The sequence below is a fragment of the Pseudomonas sp. FP215 genome, assembly GCF_030687795.1.
Lineage (GTDB): Bacteria > Pseudomonadota > Gammaproteobacteria > Pseudomonadales > Pseudomonadaceae > Aquipseudomonas > Aquipseudomonas salmasensis.
The window spans coordinates 6,501,884-6,518,054 of record NZ_CP117447.1 but is presented as its reverse complement, the minus strand read 5'-3'; the positions used below and the strand labels follow the sequence as shown (position 1 = coordinate 6,518,054).

Annotated in this window: 11 protein-coding genes; all 11 read left to right on the top strand. The window is 64.4% G+C overall.

The features are described from left to right. The first annotated feature begins 126 nt into the window (after positions 1-126). From tagH to PSH76_RS29680, 11 genes are read left to right on the top strand one after another with little or no spacing between them, the layout of a single operon-like run. Positions 127-1,455, top strand: coding sequence for a type VI secretion system-associated FHA domain protein TagH (gene tagH, locus PSH76_RS29730; RefSeq protein ID WP_305493359.1), 1,329 nt, complete (start codon positions 127-129; stop codon positions 1,453-1,455). A gap of 57 nt (positions 1,456-1,512) precedes the next feature. Next, positions 1,513-2,022, top strand: coding sequence for a type VI secretion system lipoprotein TssJ (gene tssJ / locus PSH76_RS29725; RefSeq protein WP_169855616.1), 510 nt, complete (start codon positions 1,513-1,515; stop codon positions 2,020-2,022). 18 nt (positions 2,023-2,040) lie between these two features. Continuing rightward, a complete protein-coding gene (gene tssK / locus PSH76_RS29720; protein ID WP_032894514.1) occupies positions 2,041-3,375 on the top strand; it encodes a type VI secretion system baseplate subunit TssK in 1,335 nt (444 codons plus the stop codon). A 6-nt stretch (positions 3,376-3,381) separates the two neighbouring features. After that, a complete protein-coding gene (locus PSH76_RS29715) occupies positions 3,382-4,671 on the top strand; it encodes a DotU family type VI secretion system protein (RefSeq protein ID WP_305493358.1) in 1,290 nt (429 codons plus the stop codon). Next, the gene (tssM, locus tag PSH76_RS29710) at positions 4,668-8,168 is read left to right on the top strand and encodes a type VI secretion system membrane subunit TssM (RefSeq protein WP_034129106.1); all 3,501 of its coding nucleotides are present in this window, start codon (positions 4,668-4,670) and stop codon (positions 8,166-8,168) included. Before PSH76_RS29715 ends, tssM begins: the two co-directional genes overlap by 4 nt. Further along, entirely contained in the window at positions 8,165-8,818 is a 654-nt protein-coding gene (gene tagF, locus PSH76_RS29705) for a type VI secretion system-associated protein TagF (RefSeq protein ID WP_032894519.1), read from the top strand. The genes tssM and tagF overlap by 4 nt, the downstream gene beginning before the upstream one ends. After that, complete coding sequence (locus PSH76_RS29700; RefSeq protein WP_034129104.1) at positions 8,819-9,538, top strand: PP2C family serine/threonine-protein phosphatase; 720 nt, start codon at positions 8,819-8,821, stop codon at positions 9,536-9,538. It begins immediately after the preceding gene. Then, positions 9,535-12,513, top strand: coding sequence for a serine/threonine-protein kinase (locus PSH76_RS29695; RefSeq protein ID WP_305493357.1), 2,979 nt, complete (start codon positions 9,535-9,537; stop codon positions 12,511-12,513). Before PSH76_RS29700 ends, PSH76_RS29695 begins: the two co-directional genes overlap by 4 nt. Next, positions 12,513-13,217: an ABC transporter ATP-binding protein gene (locus PSH76_RS29690; RefSeq protein ID WP_032894523.1), complete on the top strand. Its 705-nt coding sequence runs from the start codon at positions 12,513-12,515 to the stop codon at positions 13,215-13,217. The genes PSH76_RS29695 and PSH76_RS29690 overlap by 1 nt, the downstream gene beginning before the upstream one ends. Next, on the top strand, positions 13,217-14,401 hold the full coding sequence (locus PSH76_RS29685) for an FtsX-like permease family protein (protein ID WP_278918555.1): 1,185 nt from the start codon (positions 13,217-13,219) through the stop codon (positions 14,399-14,401). The genes PSH76_RS29690 and PSH76_RS29685 overlap by 1 nt, the downstream gene beginning before the upstream one ends. After that, positions 14,394-16,106 carry an SUMF1/EgtB/PvdO family nonheme iron enzyme gene (locus tag PSH76_RS29680; protein WP_098950039.1) on the top strand — a complete coding sequence of 571 codons (1,713 nt, stop codon included), beginning with the start codon at positions 14,394-14,396 and terminating at the stop codon, positions 16,104-16,106. The genes PSH76_RS29685 and PSH76_RS29680 overlap by 8 nt, the downstream gene beginning before the upstream one ends. Positions 16,107-16,171: the final 65 nt, after the last annotated feature.

Genomic DNA, 16,171 nt, shown 5'->3' with positions numbered 1-16,171 from the left:
AGTTAAGATCAGCGATCATGCTGGTAAAAGCAGATTTTGGCGGTCGTTTTTACGACAGGACGGGACTCTCCAGGGTGGCACTGCCTCCTGGGTAGACTGCGCGCGATGTATCAGCAAGGAGGCAAGATGTCGCTGTGTTTGACTATCACTAGTTATCACAAGATCACCCCCGGGCAATGCCCCGAAAAGTCCATGGATCAGGGCGTGATGGCTATTGGCCGCAGTTCTGAGAATGACTGGGTATTGCCCGACCCTGAGCGTCTCGTCTCTTCGCAACATTGCGTTATTCAATACAAAGATGGCCGTTACTACTTAACCGATAACAGCACCAATGGTGTGGAATTGGTCAAGGCGGGTATTCGTATGCGTCGCGGTAACAGCGAGCCGTTGCAAGACGGTGAGTTGATCCGCATCGGTGATTACGAAATCCAGGCGCGCATCGACTTCAACGTGCAGGCCATCGACAGCCAGCCATTTGCCGGTGACTCACCCAACAGCTTTGAAGCGCTGATGGGCGCCGTGGTGAGCCAGCCTGCGCCCACGCCGATGATCGCCCCGCAATTCCAGGGCGCCTCGGCCATGGAAACCCTGCCCGACCTGTTCGACTTCCTCAGCCCCACCGCCGTGCCGCCGCCCACCGTGGCGGACCATGTGCCGTCCGAGCAACACGATTTTCGCCCCCCGGCTCCGGTGGCCGTACCGGCGCCCGAAAAGCCGGCGGTGCAAGGCTCGGTGATTCCCGAAGACTGGGACCTGTTCGGCGACGCGCCCGCGCCCGTGGTCAATGCTGCGCCCGCCCCAGACCCGATCATCCCGCCGCCACCCGTGGTTGAGCCTGTTGCGCTCCCCGTGGCCAATGCCGAGCTACAACCGGACCTTTTGCAGGCCTTCCTGCGCGGTGCGGGCCTGGACCAGTTGCGCCTGGACAAAGCCGACGCCTGTGCGCAGATGGAAAGTATCGGCCGCAGCTACCGGTTGATGGTCGAGGGCTTGATCGACGTATTGCGTGCCCGTGCCAGCCTCAAGGGCGAGTTTCGCATGCAGCAGACGATGATCCGCCCCGCCGAAAACAACCCATTGAAATTCGCCCCGAATGCCGATGAAGCGTTACTGCTGTTGCTGCGTCATGGCAACCAGGCATTCATGGCGCCGGACCTCGCCGTACGTGACAGTTTCGACGACCTGCGCGCCCACCAGTTGGCCGTGATGGCTGGCGTGGAAGCGGCGATCAAGCACCTGCTCACGCGCTTTGAACCGGCGCAATTGGAGGAGCGCATGGGCAAACCCGGCGGCCTCTCGAGTCTTTTCAACGGTTCGCGCCAGGCCCAGTACTGGCAGCAGTTCACCGAGCTCTACAGCAATATTTCCCGCGAGGCCCAGGATGATTTCCAGGACCTGTTCGGTCGCGAATTCAGCCGGGCCTACGAAGAACACAGTGCACGACAGCGAGGCTGAAAACGCCTCGCACTCATGGATAAAACGGATAGCTAAATACGTCATTGAGGACGCAGGATGATTCCCAGGTTTTTACTCGCAGCCGCTACCGCGCTGCTGCTGACGGCGTGTGCCAACGACGCGGTCAAACCCCAGGCGGCTGCCGAGGCCGAAGCCGACACGGCCGCCGTTGAGCTGCACTTTCACGCGATTGCCGGGCTTAACCCCGGTGTCAACGGCCAGGCCGCGCCGGTGCGGGTGCGCATTTTCGAATTGAAAAACGCCGCGACCTTTTCACGCTCCGATTACTTCGCCCTGGCGGACCGTGCGCAATCCACCCTGGGCCTGGACCTGCTGGACCAGGACGAAGTGATGGTGCAGCCCGGCCAACAACTGAGCGTGCAGCGCGACCTCGACCCCTCCACGCGCCAGATCGGCCTGCTGGTGGGCTACCGCGAGTTGGACCGTGCGCAATGGCGCGCCGTCATCAACGTGCCGCCGCGCCAATACAGCGAATACCAGATCAGCCTCGACGTGCATGCCGTGCGCGCCGACGTCGTGGCTTCCCCATCCAGCCCAGCCCAATAACAAGCAATCGGAGCCCCCATGTCCTGGAACAATCGCGTGGTCTGGTCGGAAGGCATGTTCATCGGAACGCAGCACTTCCAGCAGCATGACCGTTACCTGGAAAACCTGATCGACGCCCGCAGCCGCCCGTTGTCGGCGGGTGCCTGGGGGTTCTCCGAGTTGCTGATCGACCAGGGCCTGCTGGCCCAGGGCAAGCTGGCGATTGTGTCGGCCCGCGGCCTGCTGCCCGATGGCACGCCGTTCAATATTCCCCAGGATGACCTGGCGCCGAGTCCGTTGAACATCGACGACAACCTGCGCGACGGCCTGGTGTACCTGGCCCTGCCGCTCAAGCGCGCCGGCGCCCGTGACACGGTGGACGAGGGCGAGGCCCTGGAAGCCGCCCGCTACGTAAGCCAGGTGCGCGAAGTGCGCGACGACAACGCCCCGTTCGAAAATCGCGCACCGGTGGCCGTGGGTTCGCGGGCATTGCGCCTGCTGACGGCGCAGGACGGCATCAGCGACTACGCCGCCATCGGCCTGGTACGCATCAAGGAAAAACGCGCCGACCGCGCGTTGGTGCTCGATGACACCTACATCCCGCCGGTGCTGGACGTGGCCGCGAGCAAACCGCTGACGGCCTTTCGCAGCGAACTGCTGGGCCTGTTGCACCAGCGTGGCGAAGCCCTGGCCGGTCGCGTGGTGGCCTCGGGGGCTGGTGGTGCCTCGGAGATCGCCGACTTCATGCTGCTGCAACTGGTCAACCGCGCCCAGCCGCTGATTCAGCACTTCAGCCAGTTGAGCCCGTTGCACCCGGAGCGCTTCTTCAGCGAACTGGTCAGCCTGGCCGGTGAGTTTTCTACCTTCTCAACCTCCGGCCGCCGCCCCCAGGAATACCCGCAGTACCAGCACGACGACCTCGCCCTGAGTTACATGTCGGTGATGGCGGCCCTGCGTGAGGCACTGTCGATGCTGATCGACAGCAAGGCCACGCCGATCCCGATTGTGGAGAAAGCCTACGGCATCCATGTGGCGATGCTGGCCGACAAGACCCTGCTCGACAACGCCAGTTTCATCCTCGTGGTGCGCGCCGATGTGCCCGGCGAAACCCTGCGTGCGCGTTTCGGCCAGCAGAGCAAGGTTGGCTCCGTGGAGCACATCCGCGACATGGTCAACCTGCAACTGCCGGGCATCGGCCTGCTGCCGTTGCCGGTGGCACCACGCCAATTGCCTTACCACGCCGGCAGCACCTACTACGAGCTGGACCGTGGCAGCGAGCACTGGCAGCAGCTGAATAATTCCGGCGGTTTCGCCTTCCATATCGCCGGGCAGTTCCCGGGCTTGAACCTGGCCTTCTGGGCGATCCGAGGATAATTGGCGATGCATCCCAATGATGATGACCGCACCCAGTTCATGCCGCGCCCGGGTGGCCGAGAACCTGCACCCGCGCGTGCCGAACCTGCGCCGCTGTCGATGCCGGCCGCGCCGATCCTCACCGGCAAGAGCCAAGGCCTCAACCCGCTGGAAAGCGCTGCCAGCCCGTTGCTGGCGTTGTTGACGCGGTTGCGCAACACCATTGCCCATCCCGCACCGGCCAGCCTGCGTGCGCAGTTGCTGGCGTACCTGCGCCAGTTCGAAGAACGCGCCGAAGCCGCTGGTGTGGCACGCAATGAAGTGCTGTTGGCTCGTTACGCGCTGTGCACCGCCTTGGATGAAGCGGTGCTGAGCACGCCGTGGGGCAGCACCAGTGACTGGGGTAAACAAAGCCTGCTGATCACCGTGCACAACGAAGCCTGGGGCGGCGAAAAGGTTTTCCAGTTGCTTGACCACTGCCTGCAAAGCCCACGGGAACGCCTGTACCTGCTGGAGCTGTTGTACCTGTGCATGTGCCTGGGTTTTGAAGGGCGTTACCGCGTGATGACCGACGGGCGCAGCCAGCTGGAAGCCTTGCGCGAACGCACCGCCGCAGCGATACGCAGCGCCCGTGGCGAGCACGAGCGTGAGCTGTCGCCGCACTGGCGCGGTGTGACCGTGGCCCGTGATCGCCTGGCGCAATTCATGCCGCCATGGATCGCCGTGGCGATTGGCTTGGCGCTGCTGTTGGCGTTGCTGTTCGGCCTGCGCCTGAAACTGGCGGCGGATGCCGAGCCGGTGTTCAAGAACATTCATGCCCTGGGCGAGATTCCCGTGCAGGCCATCGACCGTCCGGTGGTGCAGCCCAAAGTGATCGAGCGCCCGCGCCTGGCCGGGTTCCTGGCCGACGACATCAAGGCCGGCCGCGTGGCGGTGGAAGACAAGGTTGACCGCTCTGTCGTGACCATCCGTGGCGATGAGCTGTTCGCCTCGGCCAGCTCCAGCATCGTCGATGACTACCAGCCGCTGATGCTGCGCATCGCTGACGCCATTCGCAAGGTCAAGGGCCAGGTGCGTGTCACCGGGCACAGCGACAACCGCCCGATTGCCACGCTGCGCTTCCCGTCCAACTGGGCGTTGTCCGAAGCCCGGGCGAAGTCGGTGCTGGAAATTCTCGCGGCCAAGACCGGCCAGGCCGAACGCTTCAGTGCTGAAGGCCGCAGCGACACCGAGCCGTTGGCGACCAACAGTACTGCCGAAGGCCGTGCCCGCAATCGTCGGGTTGAAATCACCGTATTGGCGGAGGGCGTCGAGTGAAGGCGTTTTTCAGTTTCATGATTCGCTGGGTGATTCCCGTGCTGGGCCTGATTGCCCTGAGCCTGATCATCTGGTTTGTTGGCCCGCTGCTGGACGTGCTGGTGCCCGAAGGGCGCCGTTGGGCGCTGATCGTGCTGGTGTTTGCGCTGTGGGTGGCCTACCGCGTGTTCCGCATCATCCAGGCCCGTCGCCAGGCCGCCGAAGTGATGCGCAGCTTGGCCGCAGAAACCCCGGTCGACCCCAACAGCGTTGCGACTGCCGAAGAGCTGTCGACGCTGCGCCAGCGTATGGATGAAGCCCTGGCACTGCTGAAAAAAGCCAAGCTGGGCGGAGATGAGCGCCGCAACCTTTACGAGTTGCCGTGGTACGTGATCATCGGCCCGCCGGGCTCGGGCAAGACCACCGCGCTGGTCAATTCCGGGCTGCATTTCCCGCTGGCGGCGCAATTGGGCGCTGGTGCGGTGCGCGGCGTGGGGGGCACGCGCAACTGCGACTGGTGGTTTACCGACCAGGCCGTATTGCTCGACACCGCTGGCCGCTATACCACCCAGGACAGCAACTCCACGGTGGATAAAGCCGCCTGGCTGGGCTTTCTCGACCTGCTGAAAAAGCAGCGTTCGCGCCGGCCTATCGACGGTGCGTTTATTGCCATCAGCCTCTCGGATCTGTTGTTGGGCACCGACGCCGAGCGCGCCGCCCATGCCGCCGCGATTCGTTTGCGCATCCAGGAGCTGTATACGCAACTGGGCGTGCGTTTCCCCATCTACCTGATGCTCACCAAGCTCGACCTGGTGCCAGGCTTCATGGAGTTCTTCGACAACCTGAGCAAGGAAGAGCGCGCCCAGGTGTGGGGCATGACCTTTGCCCTGGACGACGGCAAAAACAGCGACAGCCCGCTGGCGCACCTGCAAAGCGAATTCGCCGGCCTGGAGCAGCGCCTCAACGAACGCCTGGTCGAGCGCCTGCAACAGGAACGCGACCCGGCACGACGCGACCTGATCTACGGTTTCCCTCAGCAGTTCGGCGCGTTGAAAGATTGCCTGCAAAGCTTTCTCGAAGGCGTGTTCAAACCCAATGCTTTTGAAGAGCGCGTGTTGCTGCGTGGCGTGTACTTCACCAGCGGTACACAGGAAGGCAGCCCGATTGACCGCCTGATCGGTGCCATGGCCCAGAGCATGAACCTGGACCGCCAGCACCTGGCGCGCCAGAGCGGCACCGGGCGCAGTTACTTCATCGAAAAACTCTTCACCGCCGTGGCCTTTGCCGAGCGCGGCTTGGTGGGGGTGAACCCGAAAGTCGAGCGGCGCCGCAAATGGATCGCCCGTGGCGTACTGGCGGCCACCGTCGCGCTGGTGGTGGTGGTCAGCAGCCTGTGGTGGGTGAGCTATCGCGCCAACCAGGCGTATATCGCCCAGGTCGATCAGAAGGTCGCGCCCCTGGGTCAGACCGTCCAGAACCTGAGCCCGGCACAGCGGGAAGTGCTTGCCGTGCTGCCATTGCTCAACGCCGTGAAGAACCTGGCGGGCGATTCGCCGAGCTGGTCCGAAGGGCTGGGGCTGTACCAGGGCGATATGCTCGAAGCCGAGTCCGCCAGCGTGTACCGCAAACTGTTGATCGCCGTGTTCGCGCCACGCCTGGTGACGCGTATCGAAGAGCAACTGCACGGCGGCGGCAATTCCGACTTCCTCTACGAGGGCCTCAAGGCTTACCTGATGCTCGCCGACACCGAGCATTACGACCCGGACTTCATCAAGGCCTGGATCGCCCTGGACTGGGACCGCAACCTGCCCCGCGACCTGCCGGCCGACCAGCGTCAGGCCCTGGCCGGGCACTTGCAGGCGCTGTTCGAACGCCACCCGCCGAGTGCGCGCCTGGACCCGCGCCTGATCGACGACCTGCGTCGGCAGTTGCAGCAACTGCCCGTGGCCCAGCGCGTGTACGACCGGGTCAAGCGCCAGAAGCTGCCCGAGGGTATCCCGGACTTTCGGCTCAATGAGGCCGCTGGCCGCGATGCCGCGCTGGTGTTCAGCCGCAAGAGTGGCAAGCCGTTGGGCGAACCGTTGAGTGGCTTCTTCACCGCCAAGGGCTATCGCCAGGCGTTCTTGCTTAGCAGCCTGAACCAGACCGGCACCCTGGCCGAAGAGCAATGGGTGCTGGGCCATGAACAGGCCGATCAGCAGAACGTGGTGAGCCTGGCCGCCGACGTGCGCCGCTTGTACTTCCAGGATTACCAGCGCCAGTGGGACGCGTTGCTCGCCGACATCGACTTTGTGCCGATCACCAGCGTGGCCCAGGCCGCCGATGTGCTACGGGTGATTTCCGGGCCGACCTCGCCGTTGAAAAAGCTGCTGGTGGCGGTCGCCAGGGAAACCGACCTGCAAGCCGAAGAACGCCAATTGGCCGCCAAAGGCGTGCCGGTGGAAGGCGGCGTGGACAAGCTCAAGGAGCGCCTCGGCAGCTTGCTGGGCGAGGCGCAACCGACGGCGAATGCCCCAGCGCCGGCGGATGATCCGGTGACTGCGCACTTTGCCGAACTCAACAGCATCGTCAGCAAAAACGAAGGCGAACCGGCGGCCATCGACGGCCTGCTGTCGGACATGAATGCACTGTATGTGCAGGTCAGCGCCATGGTCGGTGCCAGCGGCGATGCCTTGCTCGGTGAGGCCAAGAACCAGGCGGCGGCTGCGGCCACGCGGGTCAGCCTGAATGCCGAGCGACAGCCGCCGCTGGTGCAGGGCATGGTCAAGTCGGTGGTCAATTCCACCACCAACAGCATGATGGGCGGGGTGCGTAATCAGCTGAACGCCGCCTGGGTCAGTGAAGTGGTCAACGTGTATCGCCAGTCATTGGCCGGGCGTTACCCGATGTCGCCGGGCAGTGCGCGGGACGCCACCCTGGATGACTTCGGCCAGTTCTTCGGTGTGGGCGGGGTGATGGACAACTACTTCCGCAAATACCTGCAACCCTATGTGGACACGTCGGCACAGACCTGGCGCTGGCAACCGGGGGCGGCGCAGAAGCTGGGGATTGCCCCTGGCGTGCTGCAAACCTTCCAGCGTGCGGCGACGATTCGGGACGCGTTCTTCCGCTCCGGTGGCACCCAGCCCATCGTGCGTTTCGAGCTCAAGCCGGTGTCGATGGACCCCACCATCACCCAGTTCCTGCTGGACCTGGACGGCCAACAACTGAGCTACGACCACGGCCCGAGCCGCCCAGTAGCGATGCAATGGCCGAACCCCGGCAGCATTGGCGTGGTGCGTATTTCCATCATGCCGCCGTCGGCCAGTGGTCGCTCCGGCATCACCCTGGACGGCCCTTGGGCCTGGTTCCGCCTGCTGGAGCAATCGGACCTCACGGCAGGCAACTCGCCGGACCGTTTCAACCTGCGCCTGCGGGTCGATGGCGCGAGCATCGCCTACGAGTTGCGCGCCAACAGTGCCTTCAACCCGTTCAAGAGCCGAGTGCTCAGCGGCTTCAGCCTGCCGGAGCGGCTATGACGACCCTGGGTTTTTACGGCAAGTTGGCCAGCCGCGGCGACTTTGTCAGCCGCGCCTTGCCCCAGAGTTTTATCGGCCCATGGGACAGCTGGCTGGCGGCGGGTTTGCTCGCCAGCCAGAACAGCCTCGGCGCTGACTGGCTGAATGCGTACCTGGTCAGCCCGTTATGGCGCTTTGTGCTGGCGCCGGGCGTGTGCGGGCCGGATGCGGCGGCGGGCGTGGTGATGCCGAGCATTGACCGGGTCGGGCGGTACTTTCCGCTGGCGGTGGTGATCTTGCTGGATCACGACACTAACCCGGCGTCGCTGGTGGGCGGTTCGGACGCCTGGTTCGAGCAGGCTGAAACCTTGTTGCTCAGCACCCTGGACAGCGGCGCAACCTTCGAAGGCTTCAATGCCGGGCTCGACGAGCTGGGTGTGCCGGCCAGCGAGCCGCGTGCGGTGGACAGCCGTTTCGCCGGCCTGCAAAGGGTGGCAGCCACCGTGCCGCACCAGCGTATGACCGCGCTGGCCGAACAGGCGTGCGAGGGTGCAAGCCTGTGGTGGGGGCGAGGTTCGCAGCGTATCTCCCCCGGTTTATTACGGTGCCAGGGCTTGCCTGCCGCCAGCGATTTTGCGCAGTTTTTGCTCGGACAAGAAGGTGTGGTGTAGATGGGCGTGACGTACGAATCCGCGAGCAAAAGCCATGTGGGCATGGTTCGCCAAGTCAACGAAGATGCCTTTCTGGACCTGCCGGAAAACCGCTTGTGGGTGGTGGCCGATGGCATGGGCGGGCATGCGGCGGGGGACTATGTCAGCAGCTTGATCGTCGACAGCCTGCGCCATGTGCCGCTGGGCCGTTCGCTGGATGAATACTCGGCGGCGCTGCGCAACGACCTGCTGCGCATCAACGCGGCTGTGCGCGAAGAAACCGCCAACCGTGGCGTGACCATGATGGGCAGTACCGTGGTGGTATTTGCCGCGCGCGGTTTGCGCGGGGTGTGCTTGTGGGCCGGCGACAGCCGCCTGTACCGCCTGCGCGACGGCGTGCTGGAAAGCATTTCCCGCGACCACAGTTACGTGCAAGACCTGCAAGACAGCGGCCTGCTCAGCGAAGCCGACGCCCGCACACACCCGCGCTCCAATATCGTCACCCGCGCCATTGGTGTGGAGGCCCAGTTGGACGTCGCTTCAGTGGACCTGTTGATCGCGCCCGGCGACAGCTATTTGCTGTGCAGCGATGGCCTGAACAAGACCGTCGAAGACCACGAAATCCGCGACGTGCTCAGCCATGACGCGCCGGATGAAATCGTGCGCAGCCTGGTGCACCTGGGGCTCAATCGCGGCGCACCGGACAACATCACCACCCTCGTCGTGAAGGTCTCGTCATGAACATTGTCATCCCGGGTTATGACATCGAAGGCGAGATTGGCGAAGGCGCCATGGCCAGCGTGTACCTGGCGACCCAGCGCTCGCTGGAGCGCAAGGTGGCGCTGAAGGTGATGGCGGCAGCGCTGGCGGCCGACCCGAGTTTCTGCGAGCGCTTCCTGCGCGAGGGCAAGACCCTGGCGCGCTTGTCGCACCCGCACACGGTGACCATCCATGACATCGGCAACGTCGGTGAGCTGTATTACATGGCCATGGAATACCTGCCCAACGGCACGCTCAAGGAGCGCATTGCCGCTGGGCTGACCCCGGAGCAGGGCGTGACGCTGATCCGCCAGATTGCCTCGGCCCTGGGGTATGCCCATGCCCAAGGGCTGGTACACCGCGACGTCAAGCCGGCGAACATTCTGTTCCGCGCCGATGGTACGGCAGTGTTGTCGGACTTCGGGATTGCCAAGTCGTTGGACGATCGCACCCAATTCACCCAGGCCGGGTTTGCCGTGGGCACGCCAAGCTACATGAGCCCCGAGCAGGCGCGGGGCCAGGAGATCGATGGCCGCGCCGACCTCTACGCGCTGGGCGTGGTGCTGTATGAAATCCTCGTCGGCAAGCTGCCTTACAACGGCACCGATGCGCTCTCCACTGCGCTGGCGCACCTGACCGAACCCTTGCCGGAATTGCCCGTGCACCATGGGCGCTATCAGGGCGTGCTGCGCAAGTTGTTGGCCAAGGACCCAGCGGAACGTTATCCAGATGCGGCAGCGTTGTTGTTGGCGCTGGATCAACTGCCGGCGGATGAATCGGACGCCACGCTGGTGCGGCCGCTGCCGATTCCATTGAGCTTTGATCTGGCGGGCATGACCCCTGTCACCGTCGATATTCCGACGGATAAACCGCAGCCGCAGCCAATAGCGCGTCAACCGGTGGTCACGCCGACGCAGCACAATGCCCCGTCCGAGCAGCGCCGTGGGCCGGTATTGGCCTTGGCCGCCGTGGCGGTCGCCGTCGCGTTGGCCATTGGTGGCGCCAGCTACTGGTGGTTGAGCGGCGGCGATGAACCGGCCCAGCCGCCAGCTGCCGTGGTGCCCAAGGTGACGCCACCGGTGGCTGTCGCTGAAGTGGATGGCGGTCAGCGCCCGTTGCTGATGGCAGGCAAGAAAACCTTGTTCCAGCGCGTACTCAGCAAACCTGGCGCCCAGCTTTCAGCGGACGCAGGGAGCCCGCCGGGTAAAGCGTTGCCGGCGTTTTCCGTGCTCTACGTGTACCAGCGCAAAGACGTCGACGGCAGCCCGTGGGTACGCGTCGGCGCCGCCACCGATGGTCGCAGCGACGGTTGGCTGCCAGCCTCCCAGGTCAGCGACTGGAAACAAAGCCTGGTGCTCAAGTTCACCGAGCGCTCGGGGCGGGCGCCCGTGATGTTCCTGCGCCAGCCCGGTGAAGTGGAAAAACTGCTGGCCGACCCCGCCGCCGCGAAAAGCGCCTTGGCCAAGGCGCAGAACAACCGTGAAGACAACCAGCAAGTTCTGGCCCTGGAACCCACCGCCAGCGCGGTGCCGCAGAACCAGTTCTACCTGTTGCCGATCTTTGATTCCAAAGAGAGCTTCGACGACAACGGCCAACCGGTGCAGTTGCTCAACGTGGCTTCCATCGACCCAGGCAGCCGCGCCACGGCCAAACCGGCCAGCCCGACGCTCAGCGCCCATGCCGACGCGTTCCGCACGGCCGTGGTGCTGGTGGTGGACACCACCGTGTCGATGCAGCCCTACATCGACCAGATTCGCGACGTGGTGCATGAGCTGCAAACCCGCATTGCCGAGCGCGGCGAGTTGGACAGCGTCAGCTTCGGCATGGTCGGCTTTCGCAGCAGCGTCCAGAAAACCCCGGGCCTTGAGTATGTCGCCAAGACCCTGATCAGTCTCGACCAAGGCCGCGACCCGCAGCGCTTTCTGGAGATGGCGCGCCAGGTCAAAGCGTCGACGGTGTCCAGTCACTCCTTCAACGAAGACGCGTTTGCCGGGGTGATGCAGGCGGTGGACGGCATGGACTGGTCCGGCTACGGCGGGCGCATCATCCTGCTGGTTTCCGATGCTGGCGCGTTGCGCAAGAACGACCCGTTCGCCGCCACCCAGATGAACGAAGCCGAGGTGCGCCAGGCCGCGCTGGGCAAGCAGATCAAGATCTATGCGCTGCACCTGCGCACCGACGCCGGCAAGAAAACCCATGCCGGCGCCGAGAGCCAGTATCGCGTCCTCACCGCCGACGCCAACCCGCAGATCGGCGACCTGTACACGCCAGTGCCAGGCGGCGATGTGCGCAAGCTGGGTGAGCGCGTCGATGAGATCGGCACGGTGTTCGCCAACCTCGTGCATCAGGTTCGCAGCAACACGCCGCAGCCCGTGCCGTTGCTCAGTGCCGCGCCGAGTCTGGCGGACAAGTCCGCCGCCGTCGGCTATGCCATGCACATGGACTTTCTCGGGCGCAAAACCGCGAGCCAGGCACCGCAATTGGTCAGCGCTTGGACCGCCGACCGCGACCTGACCAACCCAGCGCTGCCGGCGTTCCAGGTGTGCGTGATGCTGACCAAACTGCAACTCAACGACCTGCAACAATCGTTGAAGTTGATCGTGGATGCGGCGCGCAAGACCCAAAGCTCGCCCAAGGATTTCTTCCAGGAAATCGCCAGTGCCTCGGCCTATATGAGCCGCGACCCGCAGGCCCTGCGCAAGGGCGGCAACCTGGCTGACGGCGGCCTGCTCGGTGAATACCTCGAGGGCCTGCCGTACCGCAGCAAGTCGCTGAACATGACCCAGGACCTGTGGTTGTCATTGAGCGTGGCCGAGCAGGAAGACTTTATCGACGAGCTGGATTCGAAAATCCGCCTGTATGAAACCTTCCATAACGACGTGGCCAACTGGGTCCGTTTCGGCGATGCCGAACCGGGCGATGCGTTGTACCGCGTGCCACTGTCGACGCTGCCGTAATGCTGAACCTGAGCGCGGTGCACAAGAGCCGGGGCGTCGGTAGCCAGCGCTACAGCCTAGTGATCCCGGCATTGCAGCTGGGTGCGGGTGAACAACTGGCGATTGTCGGCCCCAGTGGTTGCGGCAAGAGCACTTTGCTGGACGTGCTGGCGCTGGTGTTGGCGCCGGATCAGGTGGGGCAGTTTGCGTTCAACCAACAGGACATCGGCGCGCTGTGGCGTGCTGATCGGCAATCGGCGCTGGCCGCGTTGCGCAGCCAGCACCTGGGCTATGTGCCGCAGACCGGAGGCTTGCTGGGGTTTCTGGATGTGCGCGGCAATATCGCGCTGTCGCGCCAACTGCTGGGCTTGCAGGACGACGGCTGCGTGGCGCGCCTGGCCGAGCAGTTGCAGATCAGCGACCAGTTGGCCAAGCGCCCGGCTGCCTTGTCGGTGGGCCAACGCCAGCGGGTCAGCTGTGCGCGGGCTCTGGCCCATGGGCCGCAACTGGTGCTGGCCGATGAGCCGACGGCGTCCCTGGACCCGCTCAATGCCGAGCGCGTGATGCAGGCGCTGCTGGCCCAGGCCCGCGAACACCGTGCGGCCTGTGTGATCGCCACCCATGACGAACCGCTGGCTCGCGCCAGTGGCTTGCAGGTGCGGCGTATCCGTTGCCAGCGCGATCCAGACGGCGGCGTCACCGCAACCCTTGGGGAGGCGTGCTGATGCGCATCGGCCTGGTTGCCTCGCTTGCGTGGCAGGACTACCGCAACGATGGGTGGCTGTCGGCCTGTTCGGTGCTGGCATTGGTGGCGGTTATCGCGCCATTGCTGGTGTTATTCGGGCTGAAATTTGGACTGGTTAGCAGTTTGACCGAACGCTTGGAGACCGACCCCGCAAGCCGTGAAATCATCCCATTGGGTGGTGGCCGATTCAGCGCGGCGTTTATCGCGCAACTGGGTGAGCGCAGCGATGTGGCCTTTGCTGTGCCGCGCACACGGCAGATTGCAGCCACGGCGCAGGTGGGCACCTTGACCCTGGAAATGCTGCCGACTGCCGCAGGCGACCCGTTGTTGGCAGGCTTGCCGCTGCCCCACGGCCTGGACCAGATCGTGCTCAGCCATACCGCCGCTGAAAAGCTCGCGGCAAGGCCCGGTGACTGGCTGGAAACCAGCTTTGCGCGGCAGGTGGCGGGGCGCGTCGAGGCCCAGCGCACGCGGTTGCAGGTGCTGGCGGTGTTGCCGCTGGAAGCCTTTGCTCGCGAGGGGCTGTTTGCCGATTTAGCGTTACTGGAGACGGCAGAAGATTACCGCGATGGCCGTGCGGTACCGGCATTGGGTTGGGCTGGTGAGGCGGCGAGCGTGAGCGAACAGCGTATCTACCCGGCGTTTCGCCTGTATGCGCGCAGCCTCAGTGATGTGGAACCGTTGCGGGTGTATTTCGCCGGGCAGAACCTGTTGGTTTCAACCCAGGCGCACACCATCGCTCAAGTGCAATCGTTGAGCCGCAACCTGTCGATTGTGTTCTGGATCATCGCCGGGTTGGCGTTGGCCGGGGCGTTTGCGGCTATTTTCGCGGGCACCCTGGCGGCGGTGGCGCGCAAGCACCGGGAACTCTCGGTGTTGCGCCTGCTGGGGTTTTCCACCGCCGCGTTGTTGCTGTTTGTGCTGCTGCAAGCGCTATACAGCGCAGGGTTTGCCGCTGTGCTCAGCGTTGGGCTGTATGGCCTGGCCGAGGCCGCGTTGAACAAGCTTTTTGTGCAGGTGCCGGGCGAGTACGCCAGCCACCTGTTGGCGCGCCATTACGGCCTGGCCCTGGTGGCGGTGCTCGGCGTCAGTGCCGTGGCGGCCGCCTGTGGTGGTTGGCGGGTGGCACGTATCCAGGCTTCTGAAGGAATCAGAGATGTATAAATTACTGGGCGCCTGCGTGGCGCTGAGCCTGGCCTCGCTGGCCTGGGCCGATGAGGCAAGTGACAAGCTCGACAACCCCAAGCCGTTGCCGGACGACGTGAGCCTGCCGCTGCCCTGCGAAGGCAACATGGTGTTCCGCTACGCCTACATCCTGGCCCAGGGCACCCTGGATGACCGTGAAATCAACCTGGGCTACCCCTTTGCCGAAGGCGAGGCGGGTTATCAGCAGTCGTTTATTTCCGGCTACCGCCGCGACTTCATCAACGGCCAGTTCACCCTCAAGGACTTGCCCAAGGACTGGAGCAAGGTCATCGCGCCGCAGATGCCGAAGACCGACGCCAAGACCCCGCTCAAGCCCATGCTGTATTTCATCGGCAAATACGAAGTGACCGCCCGCCAATACGCCCAGGTGATGGCCCAGGCGCAATCCCTGGCCAGCGGTGAACCGGCGCCGGCGTGTGACGTGCCCACTGGCATGGCCGGGCGTTTGCCCAAGGTGAAACTGTCGCGCTTTGAAGCCGAGCGTTTTTCGGCGGTGTACAGCGCCTGGCTGATGAAATACCACCGCGAGCTGCTGCCGGTGAGCGGGCGCGGTGCGTCCGCCGAAGACGGCGGCCTGGGCTTTGTGCGCCTGCCCACCGAAGTGGAGTGGGAGTACGCCGCACGCGGCGGCCAGGCGGTGAGCCGCCAGGACCTCGAAGGCCGGCTGTATCCACGCCGCGCCGAAGGCAGTGAAAGTGATGGCCCGCTGGCCGATTACGCCGTGTTCAACCAAGTGGCCGGCGGCACCGGCCAGGCGGCGCGGTTGATGCCCATCGGTACCAAGTTGCCCAACCCCATCGGCATGTTCGACGTGATCGGCAACGCTGCGGAAATGGTCCAGGAATCCTTCCAGTTGGTCCACGCCGGCCGCCGCCAGGGCACCTACGGCGGTTTTGTGGTCAAGGGCGGCAACTACCTGGAAGGCGAGGGCACGCTGTTCACCGGCATGCGCCGCGAATACCCCTTGTTTGCCGCTGATGGCACCGAGCAAAGCAACGAGACCACCGGTTTTCGCGTGGCGATTGGCGCGTTGTCGGCGCCGCGCTCGCGCTACAAGGAACTGTTCGCCCAGTGGCAGAAGGAAGGCCGCCTGGCCTCCCTGACCGACGCCATCGACGACGCCCAGGACCCGACCAAGCGCCTGGACAGCATCATCGCCGCCAGTGTCGATCCCAAGCTGCAAGCCGAGCTGGGCCTGGTCAACGAAGAGCTCAAGCGCAACGTGTCGCTGATCGCTCAACAACGTGAAGAGGCGGCGGGCAACCTGATCCAGTCGGCGGCGTTGGTGGCCGAGACCATCAGCAACTACAACATCCGCCTGGCCAACCTGCAGAAGAGTCGCCAGCAGGCGGTGGACAGCAAGGACGAGGCCAGCACGCAGCTGTTCGATATGGCCATCACCAATGGACGCAGCGCGTTGGACGGCGCGGTGGCGATTTACATCGACAACCTGGCCACCGGCACGCGCTACACCGATGCGGTGATCCAGGCGCAGTTTCAACGGATCAAGGAAGAGTTGGATCGCAAGCCAGTGCTCGGCAAGAGCCTGGTGACGCGCGCGACACTGTTCGTTCGCCATGTCGGCAACTACCGCAAGCAACAGCGGGCCGACCCGGCAACGATCTTGAAGGAATTGCTCGCAGCGAGCGGTCAGCGGTCTTGATCGTTGGCTGTCTAGCGAGCTTGGAAGGGACTCAGGCGGCGGTGGGCCGTGCTGGGCAAGTCAAA